Origin of the sequence: Niallia circulans, from assembly GCF_003726095.1 — a bacterium.
Lineage (GTDB): Bacteria > Bacillota > Bacilli > Bacillales > Cytobacillaceae > Niallia > Niallia circulans_A.
Genome location: NZ_CP026031.1, coordinates 379,465 through 399,194 on the forward strand (window position 1 = coordinate 379,465; position 19,730 = coordinate 399,194).

At 36.4% G+C, this 19,730-nt stretch carries 18 protein-coding genes; 16 read left to right on the forward strand and 2 right to left on the reverse strand.

What is annotated here, in order from left to right; genetic code table 11:
• Nucleotides 1–90 precede the first annotated feature (90 nt).
• Together C2I06_RS01700 and C2I06_RS01705 are read left to right on the forward strand one after the other, a co-directional pair.
• The gene (locus C2I06_RS01700) at nt 91–624 is read left to right on the forward strand and encodes a cell wall hydrolase (protein ID WP_095332313.1); all 534 of its coding nucleotides are present in this window, start codon (nt 91–93) and stop codon (nt 622–624) included.
• Between the two features lie 182 nt (nt 625–806).
• Entirely contained in the window at nt 807–1,358 is a 552-nt protein-coding gene (locus C2I06_RS01705) for a hypothetical protein (RefSeq protein ID WP_095332315.1), read from the forward strand.
• Nucleotides 1,359–1,562: 204 nt separating this feature from the next.
• Here C2I06_RS01705 and C2I06_RS01710 read toward each other — a convergent pair whose 3' ends face one another.
• Complete coding sequence (locus tag C2I06_RS01710; RefSeq protein ID WP_095332317.1) at nt 1,563–2,330, reverse strand: IclR family transcriptional regulator; 768 nt, start codon at nt 2,328–2,330, stop codon at nt 1,563–1,565.
• A gap of 244 nt (nt 2,331–2,574) precedes the next feature.
• On the opposite strand from C2I06_RS01710, the gene C2I06_RS01715 reads away from it, so the two are divergent.
• The 5 genes from C2I06_RS01715 (at nt 2,575) to C2I06_RS01735 (ending at nt 9,846) form a co-directional block, all read left to right on the forward strand.
• Nucleotides 2,575–3,483, forward strand: a complete 909-nt coding sequence (locus C2I06_RS01715) for a dihydrodipicolinate synthase family protein (RefSeq protein WP_123257347.1) — start codon at nt 2,575–2,577, stop codon at nt 3,481–3,483.
• Nucleotides 3,484–3,556: 73 nt separating this feature from the next.
• Entirely contained in the window at nt 3,557–5,545 is a 1,989-nt protein-coding gene (locus C2I06_RS01720; RefSeq protein WP_123257348.1) for a YjhG/YagF family D-xylonate dehydratase, read from the forward strand.
• Nucleotides 5,546–5,637: 92 nt separating this feature from the next.
• Nucleotides 5,638–7,032: an MFS transporter gene (locus tag C2I06_RS01725; protein WP_123257349.1), complete on the forward strand. Its 1,395-nt coding sequence runs from the start codon at nt 5,638–5,640 to the stop codon at nt 7,030–7,032.
• A 115-nt stretch (nt 7,033–7,147) separates the two neighbouring features.
• Complete coding sequence (locus tag C2I06_RS01730) at nt 7,148–8,716, forward strand: glycoside hydrolase family 43 protein (protein WP_123257350.1); 1,569 nt, start codon at nt 7,148–7,150, stop codon at nt 8,714–8,716.
• Nucleotides 8,717–9,333: 617 nt separating this feature from the next.
• Nucleotides 9,334–9,846 carry a DoxX family protein gene (locus C2I06_RS01735; RefSeq protein ID WP_095334082.1) on the forward strand — a complete coding sequence of 171 codons (513 nt, stop codon included), beginning with the start codon at nt 9,334–9,336 and terminating at the stop codon, nt 9,844–9,846.
• Between the two features lie 29 nt (nt 9,847–9,875).
• Here C2I06_RS01735 and C2I06_RS01740 read toward each other — a convergent pair whose 3' ends face one another.
• Nucleotides 9,876–10,772, reverse strand: a complete 897-nt coding sequence (locus C2I06_RS01740) for a LysR family transcriptional regulator (RefSeq protein WP_095334080.1) — start codon at nt 10,770–10,772, stop codon at nt 9,876–9,878.
• 128 nt (nt 10,773–10,900) lie between these two features.
• Here C2I06_RS01740 and C2I06_RS01745 point away from each other — a divergent pair, with 128 nt between their 5' ends.
• The 9 genes from C2I06_RS01745 to C2I06_RS01785 all read left to right on the forward strand — a co-directional run bounded on the left by C2I06_RS01745 (nt 10,901) and on the right by C2I06_RS01785 (nt 19,678).
• Nucleotides 10,901–12,169 (forward strand): APC family permease, encoded by a 1,269-nt coding sequence (locus tag C2I06_RS01745; RefSeq protein WP_095334078.1) that lies wholly within the window; start codon nt 10,901–10,903, stop codon nt 12,167–12,169.
• A gap of 77 nt (nt 12,170–12,246) precedes the next feature.
• The gene (locus tag C2I06_RS01750) at nt 12,247–12,924 is read left to right on the forward strand and encodes a DUF554 domain-containing protein (RefSeq protein ID WP_123257351.1); all 678 of its coding nucleotides are present in this window, start codon (nt 12,247–12,249) and stop codon (nt 12,922–12,924) included.
• Nucleotides 12,925–13,009: 85 nt separating this feature from the next.
• The gene (locus C2I06_RS01755; RefSeq protein ID WP_095334074.1) at nt 13,010–13,489 is read left to right on the forward strand and encodes a pyridoxamine 5'-phosphate oxidase family protein; all 480 of its coding nucleotides are present in this window, start codon (nt 13,010–13,012) and stop codon (nt 13,487–13,489) included.
• A gap of 263 nt (nt 13,490–13,752) precedes the next feature.
• Entirely contained in the window at nt 13,753–14,865 is a 1,113-nt protein-coding gene (locus C2I06_RS01760; protein WP_095334085.1) for an ABC transporter ATP-binding protein, read from the forward strand.
• Nucleotides 14,862–15,800, forward strand: a complete 939-nt coding sequence (locus C2I06_RS01765; RefSeq protein WP_095334072.1) for a carbohydrate ABC transporter permease — start codon at nt 14,862–14,864, stop codon at nt 15,798–15,800. The genes C2I06_RS01760 and C2I06_RS01765 overlap by 4 nt, the downstream gene beginning before the upstream one ends.
• Entirely contained in the window at nt 15,797–16,615 is an 819-nt protein-coding gene (locus C2I06_RS01770) for a carbohydrate ABC transporter permease (protein WP_095334070.1), read from the forward strand. The genes C2I06_RS01765 and C2I06_RS01770 overlap by 4 nt, the downstream gene beginning before the upstream one ends.
• A 47-nt stretch (nt 16,616–16,662) precedes the next feature.
• The gene (locus tag C2I06_RS01775) at nt 16,663–18,000 is read left to right on the forward strand and encodes an ABC transporter substrate-binding protein (RefSeq protein WP_123257352.1); all 1,338 of its coding nucleotides are present in this window, start codon (nt 16,663–16,665) and stop codon (nt 17,998–18,000) included.
• Nucleotides 18,001–18,075: 75 nt separating this feature from the next.
• Nucleotides 18,076–18,837: a glycerophosphodiester phosphodiesterase gene (locus C2I06_RS01780; protein WP_095334066.1), complete on the forward strand. Its 762-nt coding sequence runs from the start codon at nt 18,076–18,078 to the stop codon at nt 18,835–18,837.
• Nucleotides 18,830–19,678, forward strand: coding sequence for a glycerophosphodiester phosphodiesterase (locus tag C2I06_RS01785; RefSeq protein WP_123257353.1), 849 nt, complete (start codon nt 18,830–18,832; stop codon nt 19,676–19,678). The genes C2I06_RS01780 and C2I06_RS01785 overlap by 8 nt, the downstream gene beginning before the upstream one ends.
• The last annotated feature ends 52 nt before the right edge of the window (nt 19,679–19,730 follow it).

Consider the following 19,730-nt stretch of genomic DNA (forward strand, 5'->3'; position numbering starts at 1 on the left):
TACAGTTCTTCCAACAATTATGCAATGAGTTTTGCTTGCAAACCTGTTAGCCTTGTATATGGGCCTGTTAAAACAGGAGGTATACAAAAAATGAAACAGTTATTATTTATTGCAATTATATTCACTTTTATTAGTGGTTCTTATATATATATACCATCTATTGCAAAAGCAGAAACAATTAGTAAGGAAGAAACAACAACTGTAGCAACAAGAAAATTTGCTGTTGATAAAAAGGAAAATGTAAAAGCTTCTGATGAATCAGCAGACATAACGAATAATGAAAAAAAATTACTGGCCCGTCTTGTTCATGCAGAAGCGAAGGGTGAGCCGTTTGCCGGTAAAGTAGCAGTAGCTGATGTAGTACTAAATCGTCTAGATGATAAGCAGTTTCCTGATACAGTAGAGTCTGTCATCTATGAGAAAAATGCTTTTCAGCCTGTTCAGAACGGTTCCATCGATAAAGCACCGGATAAAGAGTCCATGGAAGCAGTAGAAGAAGCATTAAATAATGGAAAAGAGAATAAAGAGCTTCTTTATTTCTATAATCCAGATACAGCAACAAGTGATTGGATTTTTACAAGACAAGTGATTAAGCATATAGGAAATCATGCATTTTCTATTTAAGAAGCATTAATTAGTTAATTATTTTGCCCTTATTTCATATATTAGTAGTAGTTGAGGAGATTTTCGAATAGAATTTCTCCATTTTTTTATTCTTTATTATTTATTGCTAATACGGGAAAAGGAAAATATTTGAAACTTTTTCAATGTACTGTTCGTATAGTTTTTATTGAGGAGGCGATGTGTTGAAGAAAAGTAATCATCGTATAATCATAATCGCATTATTTCCTTTTCTTCTTATATTATTAGCTGGATGTACCGAGAAAACAGTTAAAGATACAGATCCATACATACAACCAGTAGAAGCTGTTTTACAAAATGCCTTAAATGGACCCAAGGATGAATTAATAGAAATATGGAACAAGCAAAAGGAAAGCAAAGCAAATGGAGAAGAAAAGCAGGCTGCTCTAGGAGAATATGAAGAAGCAGTCTTTAAAGATTATTTTTCTAATCAAAAATCCTATAATGATTTCATTACAAGATATGGGACGATCTTAATGATGGAGTCGTATAAAAAGGATTATAGTCTTAAGGTTAAAAATATTGAATTCGAAAGAACTGATTCGAAAGGAAAGATTTATAACTTTTCTATATCATTAGCATATCATAAAAAGGGCATGGATGAGCCAAAAGTAAAACAAGTAACTGGGCAAGCGAATGTAAATGCTGATTATAAAATTGAAAGAATGTTTATCCGTGTAAATGATTTATGGGGATCAATTGATAAGAGAAAGTAAAATCTGCTATGTTAACGAAGAAGTGGATAAAGATAGCGTTTGAAAAAGAGATGTAATTATTCGGGTGCAGTTCAGAATGCCGAAGCTCCACGGAAAGTAACACCCGATTCAAAGTGATTAATAAATATACTTTACTTAAAACTTCTATTTCAAAAAACGGGAGTTTGTCTACAGTCTGAAGAGACAGGCAAAAATGCCTGTCTCTTATTTCATTGTAATTCCATATCGCATTTTTTCCGATAATTCTTTTCCTGTTGTTTTCAATAGCTGTAAATAGTCATTAAGGAGATCATCACTTACGGAAGAAACTAATGTTGAGATACTAAGCGCTGCTAGTATTTGTCCATGTTGATTTAAAATTGGTACCGCGATACAGCGGACACCTAGTTCATTTTCTTGATTATCCACAGCATACTCGTTATAACGCACTTTTTCTAATTCCATAAGGAAATCTTCTTTCTTGGTGATAGTCCGGTTTGTTGCTTGTGTAAACAGATAGTTATCTAGTAGTGAATGAATTATATCTGGAGGTTGATACGATAACAATAATTTTCCGATTGCTGTACAATGGAGGGGAATTCTTCTCCCAATCCGAGAGTACCGTATAACAGAATTAGCCCCTTCTTCCTTGTCAATGTATACACCTGCATTCCCATCAAGAATACCTAGATGGCATGTTTGGCCCGTCTTTAGTGCTAACTCAACGAGATATTTATTAGCTATTTGCCTGATGTTTAAAGTATTGATAACTAAATTCCCTCTTTCAACGAGCTTTAAGCCTAATCGATATTTTCCATTTTCTGAATTTTGATCAATATAGCGAGATTGCTGCAAAGTCTTTAATAAAGAATGTACTGTACTTTTATGAAGCCCCATTTGTTCGCTGATTTCCGTAATCTTTAATTCTACGGTGTGATCGTTAAATAAATCTAATATTTGAAGTGCACGTTCCACAGATTGAATGATTGGCATAATATCTTCTCCATTTTTGTTTTATAATATTTAACTATTTCCTAGGATAACAAACATTATAGTGTACTTTTACATTAATACAGCCATTTCAAAATAGCAATCTATATTTGCAAATTAGAAAATATTCAAAATTAACAAAATGTAAGTGTTTACTTTTAGAGGTTGTATGTTATAATCAATTCACACAGACTAAATAATAGCATTGAGTTTTATAATGTAAAACTAAAAGGAGAGATAAGAAGAAATGACCGAGCTGAATCGCTTTAGAGGTATTATTCCGCCAGTGTCAAGCATTCTTGATAAAGATGGTAATCTGAAAGAAGGCGAAATGGCGTTATTAATTGATAAACTAATTGAGGAAAAAGTAAATGGCTTATTCTTTTTAGGTACTGGTGGAGAATTTTCGCAAATGTTTGTAAAGGAGAGAAAGAGGATTGCTGAATTTGCTGTTAAGTATGTTGCAAAAAGAGTTCCTGTCTTAATTGGAATTGGCAGCACGAATACAAGGGAGGCAATTCTGCTTGGTCAGCATGCGGAACAAATAGGCGCAGATGGAATTGTTGCTATTAATCCCTATTATTGGAATTTAACCAAAGAGAATTTATATACTTACTTTAGTAACATAGCAAAGTCTGTTAAGCTGCCAGTTTTACTCTATAATTTTCCAACTCTTACAGGGCAGGATTTAACACCTGATTTCGTGATAGAGCTTGTTCTAAATCATCAAAATATAGTTGGTATTAAAGAAACGATTGATTCGATCGGACATATTCGTGAAATGAATGATAAGGTAAAAATGATTAACCCTGATTTTTCTGTTTTTTGTGGGTTTGATGACCATTTATTTAATACGCTACTGCTTGGAGGAGATGGCGCAATATCAGCTAGTGCAAATTTTGCACCACAACTATCAGTTGGTCTGTATAACTTCTTCTTAGCAGGAGATATAGAAAAAGCAGTTTCTTTGCAGAAACAATTAGCTATATTGCCACAACTATATAAAATAGATAGTCCGTTTGTAAATGTAGTGAAGGAAGCAACGAAATTATGTGGTTTGAATATTACAACAGAGGTGTTGCCTCCTGCTAAAGCCCTTAATGAAGAGAAGAAGCAGCAAGTTAAGGAAATTTTAAAACAGGCAAATTTATTATAAGAGAAGAAGATATATTCCTTTTTTTGAAATGATTATTTGTTTACTAAACAAACAGATATTGGAGGGTGATAGGATGACATTACCATTTATATTTGAAAACGAGAATAAATCTCTTTATGAAATAAAAACGAATGCAAAGGGGCCAACTGGAACGCTACCACTTACTGCACAAATGCTGGAGGATTCGCCGAGCGGGGATTTATTCGGACTTAGCCAAAATGTAGGGATGGGATGGAAACCGAAAGATTTATTAGGAACAGAAGTCCTGATTCTAGGTACAAAAGGTGGTATAAGAGATCATAATGGTGAGCCAATCGCGCTAGGGTACCACACAGGACATTGGGAAGTTGATATCCTCATGGCAGAGGCAGCAGAAGAAATTCGAAACCATAAAGGTGTTCCCTTTGCGGGTTTTGTTAGTGATCCTTGTGACGGTCGTTCGCAAGGAACATTAGGAATGTTTGATTCTTTTCCTTATCGAAATGATGCTGCAATTGTTTATCGGCGTTTAATTCGTTCATTGCCTACTAGAGAAGCAGTAATAGGCGTTGCAACATGTGATAAAGGATTACCTGCCATGATGATTGCGCTTAGTTCTATGCATGATTTGCCAACTATTATTGTGCCTGGTGGTGTTACGCTGCCTCCAGCAATTGGGGAGGATGCAGGGAAAATCCAAACAATTGGCGCACGATTTGCCAATAAAGAGATTAGTTTGAAGGAAGCGGCAGAGCTTGGCTGTGTGGCATGTGCTACACCAGGAGGAGGCTGTCAATTCCTTGGTACTGCTGCAACATCGCAAGTAATTGCGGAAGCACTAGGCATAGCAGTCACTCATTCAGCACTTGCTCCTTCTGGACAAAAGATTTGGGCAGAAATGGCAAGGCAGTCAGCAAGAGCTGTTTTAGAAATGGAAAAGAATCAAATTAAAACAAAGGACATTATTACAGATAAAGCTATCGAGAATGCAATGGTTCTTCATGCGGCTTTTGGTGGTTCAACCAATCTTTTATTACATATTCCAGCTCTTGCACATGCTGCCAAATGTAAAATACCCACAGTAGATGATTGGGCAAGAATAAATCGCAAAACTCCACGTCTAGTAAGTGTTTTACCTAACGGACCAGATCATCATCCAACAGTTCGTGTTTTTCTTGCTGGTGGTGTACCAGAAGTAATGCTTCATTTACGAAAATTAGGGCTTTTACATGAAGATGTCCTAACTGTTACTGGTCATACTTTAGGAGAGAACTTAGATTGGTGGGAAAAATCCGAAAGAAGAACGCAATTAAGGAAACGTTTATTAGAAGCAGATGGTGTCAACCCTGAGCAAGTAATTATGGATCCTGCTACAGCAAAAGCAAGAGGGCTTACTTCCACGATCACCTTTCCAAAAGGGAATATTGCACCAGAAGGATCTGTTATTAAATCAACTTCAATTGATCGCACTGTAGTAGGAGAAGATGGAATCTATAGACATACAGGAACAGCGAAGGTATTTACATCGGAGAAAGCGGCTATTACTGCAATAAAAACTGGGGGAATAAAAGCAGGAGATGTAATGGTTGTAATGGGAGGAGGTCCATCTGGAACCGGAATGGAAGAAACCTATCAATTAACGTCTGCTTTGAAATATTTACCTTTTGGCAAATATGTATCCTTAATTACGGACGCACGTTTTTCAGGTGTCTCAACTGGAGCCTGCATCGGTCATATCGGTCCGGAAGCATTGAGCGATGGACCGATTGGAAGGCTGCGAAATGGAGATTTAATCGATATTATGGTTGATTGTGAAAACTTGATAGGAACAGTTGATTTTATTGGCACAGAAGATCAGCGATTGTCAAAAGAAGAGGCAACATCCGTTTTAAAAGCAAGAGAAGCGCATCCAGACCTTAAACCAGATCCTAATTTGCCAGATGATACAAGGCTTTGGGCGGCACTGCAAGCGGTTAGTGGCGGGACATGGAGAGGCAGTGTGTATGATGTTGACCGAATTATTGAAGTATTGGAAGCAGGGAAGAAGGCGTTAGCGAAAGAAGAAGGTTCTTTCATAAGATAGTGACACAGTATCTTAGTAGAAGATAGCTCTGATTGTCGTTGTAAGTTTGAATTAATTGTAAGCGTAAACAAAGTTATGGATGGAGGATTAAGATGTCGACCAATTTACAAAGGGAAGAGGTTACTCCGGCACAAAGTGCACCAGCTGGTGAAAAGATAAGTTTAATGGAAAGATTAGGGTATGGTTCGGGTGACTTAGCTAGTAATTTTATCTGGCAAGCAATGAGCATTTTTATTGTGTATTATTTTACAGATATCATTGGCATTGCAGCAGGGATTATAGGATCCATCATGTTGTTTTCCCGGATTTTTGATGGGATAACAGATATATTGATGGGTTACGTCATAGATAAGACGAAATCAAAGCATGGTAAGGCAAGACCTTGGCTATTATGGCTTGCGATTCCTTTTGCAATCTCAGCTGTATTACTGTTTACCGTTCCGGATGTAAGCACTGTTTGGCAAGTTGTTTATATTACAATTACCTATAATTTAGTTTGTTTGGTCTATACTGGCTTAAATGTACCATATGGAACCTTAAACTCCTTAATTACACAAAATCAATACCAAAGATCTATTTTAAATGTATTTCGTATGAGTTTTGCGTTAATAGGATCACTTATAGTCAGTAATTTGACCCTTCCACTTGCAAATATCTTTGGAGGAGGCCAATTTGGATGGATTATAACTTTCCTTATTTTTGGATCGATTGGTAGTAGTCTTTTCTACTTTTGTTTCAAATCAACCACTGAAAGAGTTAAGCCTGCTAGCAAGGAACAACAGCAAAATCCCGTAAAGCTAAAAGATAGTATAAGAACGCTTGGGAAAAATAAGTATTGGGCACTTGTGACGACATTTATCTTTATGACCTATATTTTTAATGCCTTAAATTCTGGAGCAGTCATTTATTTTGCTCAGTATATTTTAGATGACACCCTTCTAGTTGGACTTGTAACAACAGCTTATACAGTATTTATCCTTTTAGGAATGGTAATTGTAGCACCAATTACGAAAAGGTTTGGTAAAAGAAATGCCATTATTGTTGGGGAAGTAATTACGTTAATCGGTTATCTAATTATGTTAATTGACATCACTAATATAGCATTAATTGTAGCCGGTACGATAATTCGAGGAATCGGTAAGGCGCCGATCAATGGAAGTATGTTTGCGATGCTAGGTGACACGATCGAGTATGGGGAGTGGAAAACAGGTATTCGAAATGAAGGTATGGTATATAGCGGCGGAAGCATGGGTATCAAAATCGGTAGTGGATTAGGCACTGCTATTATAGGATGGGTATTATTCATTGGTGGATATGTTGGCGGCGGAGGCACGCAATCGAGTGCAGCATTGCTTTCTATTCAATCCTTGTTTATTTACATTCCAATGGCAATTACTGTTTTCTTAATTATCCTCATGCTATTCTATCGTTTAGATAAAATCTATCCTCGTATTATTAGTGATCTAAAAGCTAGAAGCGCAAACTAATTTCTAACAATTTATGTTATAGCAATAGTTGAAGCTAGTGGGAATGTACTAGTTTTGTAGGTTCCTTTCCTAAATTACCTTAGAATTTACCAATGTTAAGAAAAGGGGTTATGAAATGAGTAAAATAATCAATCCAGTCTTGCCAGGCTATCATCCTGATCCTTCTATTTTACGAGTTGGAGATGACTATTATATAGCGGTCTCTACTTTTGAATGGTTTCCAGGCGTACAAATATATCATTCTAAAGACATGATTAATTGGAGATTGCTAACATATCCATTAACAAGAGAATCTCAATTAAATATGATTGGAAATGTCAATTCAGGAGGGGTTTGGGCGCCCTGTTTAAGTTATTCAGAAGGGATGTTTTTTTTAATCTATACAGATGTAAAAAGTAGAATGGGAGCTTTTAAGGATACACATAACTATTTAGTGACAGCTGAAAATATTGAAGGGCCTTGGTCTGAGCCGATTTATCTTAATAGTAGTGGATTTGATCCTTCCTTGTTTCATGATGAGGATGGGAGAAAATGGTTAGTCAATATGATTTGGGATTTTCGTAAAGGAACTAATTCTTTTGCAGGAATCGCCCTGCAAGAATATTCTGTAGAAGAAAAAAGGCTAGTGGGACCGGTACAAAATATTTTTAAGGGCTCAGAGATAGGGTTAACAGAGGCACCTCATATATATAAGCGGAATGGCTATTATTATTTAGTAACAGCAGAAGGAGGAACTTGGTATACCCATGCGGTTACAGTAGCAAGGTCAACTTCTTTATTTGGTCCATATGAAATAGATCCAACCAATCCAATCTTGACATCAGATGAGAGCAAAAAAGACCAGCTGCAAAAGGCGGGGCATGGAAGCTTGGTGGAAACTCAAAATGGTGAGTGGTATATGGCACATTTATGTGGAAGACCGGTTGTCGATAAAAAATGTATATTAGGGAGAGAAACTGCTATCCAAAAATGCTATTGGACAGAAGATGATTGGCTGCGTGTTGAAGGAGGACCAAATCCATCAACTATTGTAGAGGGACCGGACTTACAATTACATCCATTTGAACAAGAGAGCAACTTTGATGATTTCCAAGGTCATTCCTTAAAAAAATACTGGAACTCATTAAGAGGAATATTCACGGAGGATTGGATTTCACTAACAGAACGACCAGGTTATTTGACATTAAAGGGTGGAGAATCGATGAGCTCCCTCCATCATCAAAGCCTGTTAGCACGCAGACTAGAAAGTTTCACGGTGGAAGTAGAAACAGCAGTTGAATATACACCCGAAAACTTTCAACAAATGGCGGGATTAATTTTTTATTATGATACAGATGATTATGTGTACCTCCGAATTACAACACATGAAACGTTAGGAAAATGTATCGGAATCATTGAATCCAAGCATGGAGTTTATGATGAATTACTCGATCAAGATATACCTTTAAAATCTAAAGGGGAGGTTAAGGTAAAAGCACAAGTTGATCAGCAATGGCTACAATTTGCTTATGCAGAAGAAGATGAATGGAAGAATATTGGCAGTAAAATCGATATTAGTCATTTATCAGACGATGATGCAGATTATATACGCTTCACTGGGACCTTTGTTGGGATATGTACACAAGATTTAAGCGGGCAAAAGAAACCAAGTTATTTTTCATACTTTAAGTATGATGAGTTGTAAAACTGAATATCACAAGATGGGGCTGAGACAAAACTAAAAAGGCTATGCTTAAAGCTGAATAATCATTTGTTGAATTAGACGAATGATAAAAAGAATCTATTTTTGTTTCTTGCCCCATTTTATAAGATTAGTGAAATGGAGCGGAAGACACTCGACTCCTGCGGGAAATAGAGGAAAGGCTGAGACCCCGCAGCGCAGTGAGGAGGCTCAGCTTCCTCCCCGCGGAAAGCGAGTAACTGGAGCGCAATGGAACGAACTTGTTTTTTAGCTATAAAAAGGATAAATCAGCGAAAAGAAAAACCCAAACTATTACGATGTTTTATTGTATTATAGTTTGGCTTTTTCTTTATGTAAAATTCTTTTGTCCCACCCTCATCTTGATGTGATAGGAAAAGGTATAATTAATTATTTTTCCCCATAGATAGTGATATTTATGAACTTAGTTCACAACTTTGCCATAACTTTGTGAACTAAATGTGAAATACATCACAATATACTTTTCGATAGTGGAAATAGTGTTATTATATAAGTGTAGTAAGAAACAAACAAGATCTTGTAGAAGTAAATGTGAATCAATGAACAAACTAATAATTAATCATTTTAAGGAGATGGAGAAAATGTTAGATTTATTAAGAAATAATAAAGTAGTCGCAGGAATATTGGCTTTCATCCGAATTTATCTTGGTTATCAATTTATCCATGCAGGATATGAAAAATTAACAAGTGGTGCCTTTGACGCAAGTGGATTTTTACAAGGGGCGATCGCAAGCAGCACAGGTGAACACCCAGCGGTACAAGGATGGTGGGCAACATTTCTAGAACATGTAGCACTGCCGAATGCAGATATATTCACTTTCTTAGTTCAATGGGGAGAATTATTAGTAGGAATTGCATTAATTCTCGGTTTATTCACAAGCTTTGCAACTTTAATGGGAATGGTCATGAACTTCGCATTCTTGTTTAGTGGAACAGTAAGCACAAACGGACAAATGATCTTACTAGCCATTTTCGTAATCGTGGCAGGGGCTAACGCTGGTAAATTTGGTCTTGACCGCTATGCAATGCCATATATCAAAAATCAAATAAATAATAGAAAAAATAAACATAAAAAAGAAGCAGCCGTTGCTTAAGAAGTTTAAAAAAGGGAAGCCAGTTACAATTAGTAGCTGGCTTCTTTTACATATGCAGTTCTTTTTTCTTCTTCTTGTTTAAAATAAGCTTTTGCTTCTTCGATAAAATAATGGACGATTGGAGAAACCCATCTGCTTTTATGGTAAAAAAGAAAGGAAGCGACTTGCCCATGTTTCTTATCTAAACGCCGTGCAGATAATCGTCCATCCTTTAATTCATTTTGAATGGTAATTTCCGGCACAAGCGCAAGTCCCAACCCACATTGTACACATTGCTTAATTGCCTCAATGCTCCAAAACTCATGAAAAGAAGTTGGTGTAATATTTTCTTCCGCTATAAATTTATCAAAAATGGTCCGATAGGGGCAGTTGCTTTCCGAATAAAGAATAGAATTAGGCTGCATATGACTAGGGGAAGAAATGATACTCATATTTTCGTCTAACATTTTAATGGTTTCTAAGGACGGATTCTTCTTGAATTCTAGATTAAGAAGTAAGGCGATATCTAAATCGCCAATCTCTACTAAATGCTGCAGTTCCTCACATGTCCCCATTCGAACAGATAAATGAACATCTGGAAATTTCTCTTTATATGCCTGAATGATAGTAGGAAGACGGTAAACAGTTAATGATTCTGAAGCCCCAATCGTTATTTTTCCTTTTTTCATACTTGAAGATTGATGTAGTTCTTTTGCTCCCTTATGCAGGCGCAGCATTTCATTTGCATAAGGAAGAAATGATTTGCCCAGCTCTGTTAACGCAATGGATTTGCCGAGACGATCAAAAAGTGGGCCTTCTAGTTCCATCTCTAATGCTTGTATATGGGAAGTAATCGAGGATTGTGCATAGCCAAGCTGAGTAGCCGCCTTAGCAAAACCACCAGCTTCCACAATGGCTTTAAACGTTTGTAAATGGCGTATTTCCATATAGTATCCTCCTGTTATCGGTATAATCGATATTATTTATCGTATATATCTATTTTACTGAATGATAAAAGGCAAATACAATAGGAAAGGAGAAATAATTAAAAAACATCAGGAATGGGGAAAAAAGAATGAATCAAAGAAAAATTGGTTCCTTGACTTTAAGTGGGTTAATTATTGGACCACTCCTAGGATCAGGAATTATTTTATTGCCAACTATTATTTATGAAAATATCGGAAACTATGCGATCTTTGCATGGTTCATTATGTCCATCATTGGCATATGTTTTGCTTATGTCTGCGGAGAGTTAATGATACAGTTTCCAGGGGAAGAAGGGCTTGGTAATGCCATGGAAAAGGCATTTGGAGCAAGAATAAAAAATCTTTCATCTGTTTTTCTTATGATTGCTGCTTTGATGGGACCAGTTGCAGTGATGATGACAGCAGCTGAATATATTCAAACTTGGCTATTTCCAGGCAAGATCAAAGTAGAATGGATTGCGTTTATTTTACTCATCATGAACGGGTTGATACTGTTATTTCGTCTTAATTTTCTTGGGAAATTGTCTTTTATCATCTCCACATTTGCCGTATTGATATTAGTCAGTGGAAGTGTATTTTCTTTAATAAACCATCCTTCTGATACTTGGGATTTTCCTGTATTTCATTTTTCTTCCTTTGGTTATAGTCTCTTATTGCTTTTTTGGACAATAGTCGGCTGGGAGATTGTTGGGAATTATTCTAGTGAGGTGAAAAATCCAAAAACAACCATTCGGAGAGCGATCTTTTTTAGTGCGGCTGTCATTTTGGTTGTTAATTTAGTCCTTTCTGCTGCTGTTCAGTGGACAACATATACAGGCACGTTTACTATTCGTTTAACGGGGATTATGTATCCATTGTTTGGACAGCTGTCTATTGGCTTATTGGCAATCGTCGCAACAGGACTTTGTATAACAACACATTTAATGGTTGTTGGTGGAGTAGCAAGACTAATAGCATCGTTATCAAAACCTATTTCCTCTCTCCATTTTCTAACTAAAAAGTTCTCTAATGGAGCACCATATAAAGCAATTGGTTTGCTTGTATTTATCCATCTTCTGTTTGCCTTTTTAGTCTTATTAAAATTAGTGACAGTAGAACAACTTGTTAGCCTTGCAAATGCCTTTTTCATTGCTAATGCTCTAATTGGTCTTTGTGCAGCAATTAAGTTATTGAAAAAACCATTGTTAAAAGGAATGGCTATAATGTTAAGTATCTTGTTTGCCATATTGCTTTTACGGTCATCCATTATTGCATTAGTCATTATCCTTGTTTTAACTGGATTATTTAGCGGATGGCACAAGAGAGAACTAACCGGCAAGAAAAGAGTGATGTACGATAAAAAAATGACCAAAATGTAGGCAAGATAAGATAAAATGGCTTATATAGTGAGTGACCGTATGCTATTCATTAAATTTAAGCCAAGGAGAAAAAGAAATTGATTGGAACATTATTTAACTGTTTTATGATTTTAGCAGGGTGCATGATAGGCAGTTTTTTGAAAAAGGGAATTAAAGAGGAGTATCAGGATATTTTAATGCAGGCAATGGGACTTGCTGCAACTGCACTGGGAATCCATTCCATTGTTCAATACATGCCAGACAGTAAATATCCTGTTCTGTTTATAGTCAGTCTAGCTATTGGTGGTTTGATTGGCGAAAGGTTAGATATTGAAAATGCTTTTAAACGAGTTGTAGGCAAATTCTCAAAGGGAAATTTGGCAGAGGGATTATCGACTGCGATTTTACTTTTTTGTGCAGGGACTTTATCCATTTTAGGACCAATTGAGAGTGCATTAAGGGGGAATCATACCTATCTATTTACAAATGCTATTTTAGATGGAGTAACATCGATTGTTCTAGCATCGACCTTTGGATTAGGAATTGCTGTTTCAGCTCTCGTTTTATTTGTGTGGCAAGGCTTTTTTTACGTAACAGCAGGCTTGCTGGCAAACTTTTTAACGCCAGATTTATTAGCAGAAATATCGATTATTGGTGGAATTCTTATCCTAAGTTCAGGACTTAGCATACTAGGAGTTAAAAATTTCAAGACATTAAATCTATTGCCGGCTCTGTTCATACCAGCAATTTGGTTTATAATTCTAAAGCTCTTTTAAACAAGGAACTTATGTCTAATCACTTTTGATTAAAAGTTTTTAATAAGGGTAATATACTTTTAAAACAGTTAAAGAGGTGATTACGATGGATAATACAATGAAACAAGAAGAACTTGAAACGTTAAGAGATCTGATTAAAGATGTCGATACAGCCATGTTGACAACTATTTCAGAAGAAGGGCTAGTCTCCCGTCCAATGAAAACGCAAGAAGTAGAGTTTGATGGTGATTTATGGTTTATAACAAAGAAAGACACCGATAAGTATGAAGAAATTTTACATGAAAATGAAGTGAATATCTCTTATGCAGGTAAATCCTATGTCTCGATAAGAGGTAGAGCGGAAATTGTAGAGGACATCGCCAAGAAAAAAGAATTATGGAGTAAGGCCTACGAAAAAATCATGAAAACGTCTTACGACGATCCGAATGTTGTTTTGATTAAAATAAAGGCAGAAGCAGCAGAATATTGGGATACTAGCTTTACAAAAAACATTGTCTATTTTTATAAAAGACTAGCAGGCAAAGAAGCGGAAAACACAGACATTAACGAAACAATTGAATTATAAGAATTCAAAAAGCTCAGAGAACTTCTGAGCTTTTTTTATGTGGAGAAAATTAGGGGCCTGTTCTGATGAGAGGTAAATAGAAATCAAGAGTATTTCCAAAGAGTTAATTAGGAGAGAAAATTAAAAAAATATGAAGAGTGTAAAGCGAACTTGAAGTTTGTCAAAGGACTATTAGGTGTTTGTTAATGATTGGTAAATTTGGCTATTTCGTTAAATTTATATGGTTAAATAGGGATGTAATTCAATTGGGGAGGGGTTTGTTAGTGATTGCAGTAGAATTGAAGGACATTTCAAAATCATACGATAGACAAAAATCGGTAATTGATCAGATAAGTCTTTCCATAGAAGAAGGGGAATTTTTTGTGCTAGTTGGTCCATCAGGATCCGGGAAAAGTACATTATTACGAATGATTGCGGGTCTTGAAGAAATTTCTGGGGGCGTATTGAAGATGAATAATAAGATTGTCAATCACCTGCCTCCAAAGGAACGTAATTTATCTATGGTCTTTCAAAATTATGCCTTATACCCACACTTAACGGTTGAACAAAATATTCTTTTTGGTTTACGTGCCAAAAAAATAGACAAGTTAGAACAGCAAAAAAGACTACAGGAAACAGCTGAGATGATGGGATTAACGGATCTATTAAAACGTAAGCCGAAGGAATTATCTGGCGGTCAAAGGCAGCGGGTAGCTCTTGCTAGATCTGTTGTCAGTGAAGCGCCAATTTGTTTAATGGATGAGCCACTTTCAAATTTAGATGCAAAGCTCCGCGCCCACATGAGAATAGAAATCCGCCGTTTACAAAAGAAGCTCGGCTTAACGATGATTTATGTAACCCATGATCAAGTAGAAGCAATGACAATGGGGGATCGAATCATGGTTTTAAATGATGGGAAAATCCAACAGGTAGGCGAACCGATTACTTTATATAATCAACCAGCCAATTTGTTTGTTGCGTCTTTTATTGGTTCTCCGAAGATTAATTTAAGTAAAGGGAATTTAATTGATTATAAATTAGTGTTGGAGAGTGGTTTGCAAATTAGCATGGATAAAGAAGAAATTCTACCACTATTATCCTATCCAAATTTAACGATGGGGATAAGAGCGGAACATATTTTGCCAGCAGCTCCAGAAGAGAAGACGCACACTTTAGAGGTACTCAATGTAGAGCAGCTAGGAAATGAAACACTGTTAACCTTTGAAGTGGGTAATGAGCTTTGGACGGCTAAATGGTTAGGGCAATGGCGGATTCAGGCAGGAGATCATGTACCAGTTCAGTTGTCCTCTAAAAATATTTGCTTTTTTGATTCTGAATCAGGAGCATTGATTAGACCAGCAATTGCAGTCAAAGAACAAGAGGTTGTTGGACTATGAGTGAGGTTGTATATCGGCAGGAAGTGGAACCTTCCATTGATTTTATAAAAGAAAAAAAGAAGCAACATTTACAGTATTGGCTGAAAGGAATGCTATTTCTATTACCTTCTATTCTCTTATTTAGTGTTTTCTTATTTTATCCATTAGGAAGAACTATCTTTTTAAGTTTTTTCTTAACGGATAATCGAGGTGACCCAACAGTCTTTGTAGGGCTGGAAAATTACTTGGAAATTTTCAAATCTGCTATTTTCCTGCAAAGTTTAAAGTCAACCTTGTTTTTTGCTTTATACACAGTTCCAGGAACGATTATCGTCAGCTTATTTCTAGCGATTCTTGCCAATGAAAAGTTACGTGGAATTGGTGTTTTCCGAACCGTGTTTTCCTCTTCCATGGGGATTTCAGTTGCGGCAGCATCTGTATTTTGGATGTTCTTATTTCATCCGACAATTGGGTGGCTGAACCGTATTATAACAACATTTGGAATAGAGCCAATTGGCTGGCTGACCGATCCTAATTGGGCACTTTTTTCTGTATCTGTTTCTACCATTTGGATGAATGTCGGATTTACCTTCTTAATTTTATTAGGAGGACTTCAATCGATTGATTCTTATCTCTATGAAAGTGCTGATATAGACGGAGCCGGCTACTTTTATAAATTAAGACGGATTACGATTCCGATGCTTTCTCCCACTTTATTTTTTGTCCTGACTGTAACATTAATAAATGCCTTTCAAACATTCGGTCAAGTAGATATGTTAACAAGAGGTGGACCGCAAAACGAAACGAATTTAATCGTTTATTCTATCTACCAAGAGGCATTTATGAATTACCAGTATGGAACAGCAAGTGCACAAGCAATTATTCTTTTTGTCATCATTTTGGTTCTTACCATTATTCAATTTAAGCTTGGGGAAAGGAAGGTCCATTATCAGTGACATTGCCAATTCATAAAAAAACTATCTTTTACATTCTCTTAATCGTTTCGGCACTGCTCATTTTTTCGCCAGCTATAATCGCTTTTCTAATGAGCTTTATGTCTTCACAGGATATTATGACGGGAAAAATAATTCCAACCGGATTAACATTGGACAATTACATAAAAGTGTTTGAACGCTTTCCTTTAATGCAATATTTATTAAACAGTTTCATCGTTTCCCTTGTTATCATGCTCGGACAATTAATACTTGCTAGTTTAGCTGCTTATGCATTTGTTTTTTTAGAGTTTAAAGGGAGAGATTTAATCTTCTTTATCTTTATTGCAACCATGATGGTGCCATTTGAAGCATCTATCATCCCAAACTTTCAAACGATAAGAAATCTAAACTGGCTGGATCATTATAATGGTTTAACCATTCCGTTTTTTGCAACAGCCTTTGGTACGTTTCTCTTACGGCAAAATTTTAAACAAATTCCCAAAGAACTTAAGGAAGCAAGTGAAATTGCGGGAATTGGGGATCTTAAATTTTATTTAACGGTTGTTCTGCCAATGGCGAAAACAAGTTTGATTACACTAGGCGTGTATGGGTTTGTTACATCTTGGAATATGTATCTCTGGCCACTACTGGCGACAACAAATGATAGTGTACGTACTGTTCAAATAGGGTTAAGGCAGCTTCAATCACAGGAACAGTTAAATGAATGGGGCGTTATTATGGCAGGAGCAATAATTGTTGTTCTGCCAACATTAATCCTATTATTTTTAGGGCAGAAAAAGCTTCAGAAGGGATTAACGGAAGGAGCTTTAAAATAATTTTTTTACGGTATTTAACTAACTGATATTTGGGGAGTGAAAGGAAAATGAAGAAAACAAAGCAGTTATTCAGTATATTCATGCTATCAATCGTTTTATTTATGGTAGGCTGCAGCAATAATGCAGAATCATCTACTAGTGGTGAAAAACAGGTGGGGCCAACTACCGTTACATTCTGGCATTCTATGGGCGGAGCAGCTCAAGAAGCATTGAATAGTATTGTAGAGGAATATAACAGTTCACAGGATAAGGTGAAAATCAAGGCAGAATATCAAGGTACATATGATGAAGCATTAACAAAATTCCATACAGTTGCAGGGACAGAAAGTGCGCCAACGATGATGCAGGTTTTTGAAATCGGCACAAAATCGATGATCAATAGTGGTTTTGTGGAACCGATTCAGACACTCATTGATGAAGATGGTTATGATATGAGCGGTTTAGAAGAAAATATCACAAACTACTATAAAATTAATGATACTTTTTATTCGATGCCATTTAACTCTTCTACACCAGTTATGTATTACAACAAGGATGCTTTTAAAGCAGCAGGTTTAGATCCCGAGAAAGCTCCCGCAACATTTGAGGAAGTAGAAGAAGCTGGAAAAGCGATAGCAAAAGCAAATCCAAAAATGAAAGGATTTGCCCTCCAAGCGTATGGTTGGTTATATGAGCAATTATTAGCTAACCAAGGAGCATTATTAATGAATAATGAGAATGGACGAACAGACACACCAACAGAAATTGGCTTTACGGATGAACAAGGAAAGTCGGTTTTTCAATGGGTTAAACGAATGATTGATGACAAAACCTTTGCTAACTATGGCACGAATGGTGACAACATGGTAGCTGGATTCCTTGCAGGAGATGTAGCAATGTTTATGCAATCGTCTGCTAGCGCAAGAGACGTCATTGATAATGCGTCTTTTGATGTAGGTGTGGCTTTTATTCCCCATCCAGAAGCTGTAGAAAGACAAGGTGTAGTTATAGGTGGAGCAAGTCTGTGGATGATGAAAGATAAGAGTGAGGAGGAGAAAAAAGCAGCCTGGGAATTTATGAAGTACTTACAAACAAAAGAAGTTCAGGCAAAATGGCATGTTGGCACAGGATATTTTGCAATTAATCCAGATGCTTATAGTGAACAAGTTGTAACAGAAGCATATGAGAAAATGCCACAATTGAAAGTTACAGTGGAGCAATTGCAATCTACTAAGTCTTCTTATGCTACACAAGGTGCTTTAATGGATATGATTCCAGAAGGACGTCGCATTAGCGAAACAGCACTTGAGACAGTTTATAACGGTGGCGATATCGAGGAGACGTATAGCAATATGGTAAAACAATTTAATGAAGCAATTGAAAAGGCGAATCGGGCTAGAAAATAATAGATCGTTTAGGAAACAGATTAATTTTATACTAGTTAGTCTGTTTCTTTGCCATTAACAAAGGAGAGAGAAAGCATGAATCAAACCAAAGTATACGGACATAGAGGCGCAAAAGGCCGATTTCCTGAAAATACGCTTCTTAGTTTTCAACAAGCGATACTACAAGGAGTAGATGGAATTGAATTAGATATCCACCTGACAAAGGATGGGGAAGTAGTTGTTATTCATGATGAATTTTTAAATCGCACAACTGACGGAACTGGGGTTGTAAAATCCTATACACTAGAAGAGCTTAAACAATTTAGTGCGGGAAGTAAATTTTCCTCCCTTCCTGATTATGAAGAAAGCTGGATCGCAGAAAAAGTGCCTACATTAAAAGAGGTATTACAGTTGCTTGCTCCATACGATATCGAATTAAATATTGAACTTAAAACTTATACATTTGCATATGAAGGAATTGAAGAAAAGACTCTAGCACTTGTGAACGAATTTGGAAATGGGCGGAAGGTTGTTTATTCTTCTTTTCATTTGCCGACTTTATTAAGAATAAAAGGACTGGATCCATCTGCTTCGATTGCGTGGTTATTAAATCAAGTCATTTCCAACCCTCTCGATTATATAAAAAGCTTGGAATTAGAGGCTTTGCATCTCCATAAAGAAATGGTGATGGATAACTTAAAAGATTGGCAGGAATTAAGAAAGCATGTAAGAGTATGGACTGTAAATAAAAAGGAAGAGTTAACTAATCTTATCGAAGCCGAAGTAGAATCTATTATTACTGATTATCCAGAAGTGGCCATAGCGATTAGACAAGAAAGGGCTGTTTCTGTTGAGTAAATTTTTAAATAGAAGCATCCTTTTGCTGATTTTAATTGTCTTCCTTTCTGCCTGCGGAAATAATCAGTCAGTTCAAACGATGGTCAGTCCATCTGTGACAGAACACGAAGAAACTCCAAGGGTGATCGCACATAGAGGGGCAAATGAATGGTACAACGAGAGCACCATTACTGCCTATCAAATAGCAGCTCAATCTGGTGTGGATTCATTAGAAATGGATTTAAGAATGACAAAGGATGGCGAGTTAGTTGCCATGCATGATGACACAATCGATCGGACTACAAATGGCAAAGGGAAGGTTTCTGATTACACATTAGAAGAACTAAGAGCGTTTCAAACAATCGAATCGGATAATAGGAAAGAAATAAAGGAAAAAATTCCCACATTAAAGGAAATAATCGAAACTTTTCAAGATACACAAAAGTACTATATTGAGACAAGGCTGGTTGATGGAAAACTAGCAATGGAGGAAAAGCTAATTAACCTATTAAAGGAGTATGGGCTTTTAGACAAAAATTTGGTGACGATTCAATCCTTTTCAGAGGAGAGTTTATTGAAAATCAAAGAAATGGCACCAGATACTGAATTAGCGCTTCTTTTTCGCAAAGGCTCTTTTTCCCTAGAAAAAGCTAGTACGGTTGATTTTCCTATCATCGGCATAGAGTCTACAGATATTACAAAAGAGGTGGTAGACGAATTACATAAAAAGGAAAAAGAGGTACATGTCTATTTTACGAATAAGAAAACGCAAAAAGTGGAACAAGAACGAGTTCACGAATTTGGAGTGGATGGCTATTTCACCGACTTTATTCATTTTACGAAAGAGATTTTAGCAATATAAACAGGGAAAAATGGGGGTGAAGAATTAATTCACGTCCATTTTCCCTGTTTAT

Bases quoted from the DNA above. Each gene is read 5' to 3' on its own strand.
- C2I06_RS01700 (WP_095332313.1), top strand. From the start codon at position 91: ATGAAACAGTTATTATTTATTGCAATTATATTCACTTTTATTAGTGGT.
- C2I06_RS01710 (WP_095332317.1), bottom strand. From the start codon at position 2,330: ATGCCAATCATTCAATCTGTGGAACGTGCACTTCAAATATTAGATTTA.
- C2I06_RS01715 (WP_123257347.1), top strand. From the start codon at position 2,575: ATGACCGAGCTGAATCGCTTTAGAGGTATTATTCCGCCAGTGTCAAGC.
- C2I06_RS01720 (WP_123257348.1), top strand. From the start codon at position 3,557: ATGACATTACCATTTATATTTGAAAACGAGAATAAATCTCTTTATGAA.
- C2I06_RS01725 (WP_123257349.1), top strand. From the start codon at position 5,638: ATGTCGACCAATTTACAAAGGGAAGAGGTTACTCCGGCACAAAGTGCA.
- C2I06_RS01730 (WP_123257350.1), top strand. From the start codon at position 7,148: ATGAGTAAAATAATCAATCCAGTCTTGCCAGGCTATCATCCTGATCCT.
- C2I06_RS01735 (WP_095334082.1), top strand. From the start codon at position 9,334: ATGTTAGATTTATTAAGAAATAATAAAGTAGTCGCAGGAATATTGGCT.
- C2I06_RS01740 (WP_095334080.1), bottom strand. From the start codon at position 10,772: ATGGAAATACGCCATTTACAAACGTTTAAAGCCATTGTGGAAGCTGGT.
- C2I06_RS01745 (WP_095334078.1), top strand. From the start codon at position 10,901: ATGAATCAAAGAAAAATTGGTTCCTTGACTTTAAGTGGGTTAATTATT.
- C2I06_RS01755 (WP_095334074.1), top strand. From the start codon at position 13,010: ATGGATAATACAATGAAACAAGAAGAACTTGAAACGTTAAGAGATCTG.
- C2I06_RS01765 (WP_095334072.1), top strand. From the start codon at position 14,862: ATGAGTGAGGTTGTATATCGGCAGGAAGTGGAACCTTCCATTGATTTT.
- C2I06_RS01775 (WP_123257352.1), top strand. From the start codon at position 16,663: ATGAAGAAAACAAAGCAGTTATTCAGTATATTCATGCTATCAATCGTT.
- C2I06_RS01780 (WP_095334066.1), top strand. From the start codon at position 18,076: ATGAATCAAACCAAAGTATACGGACATAGAGGCGCAAAAGGCCGATTT.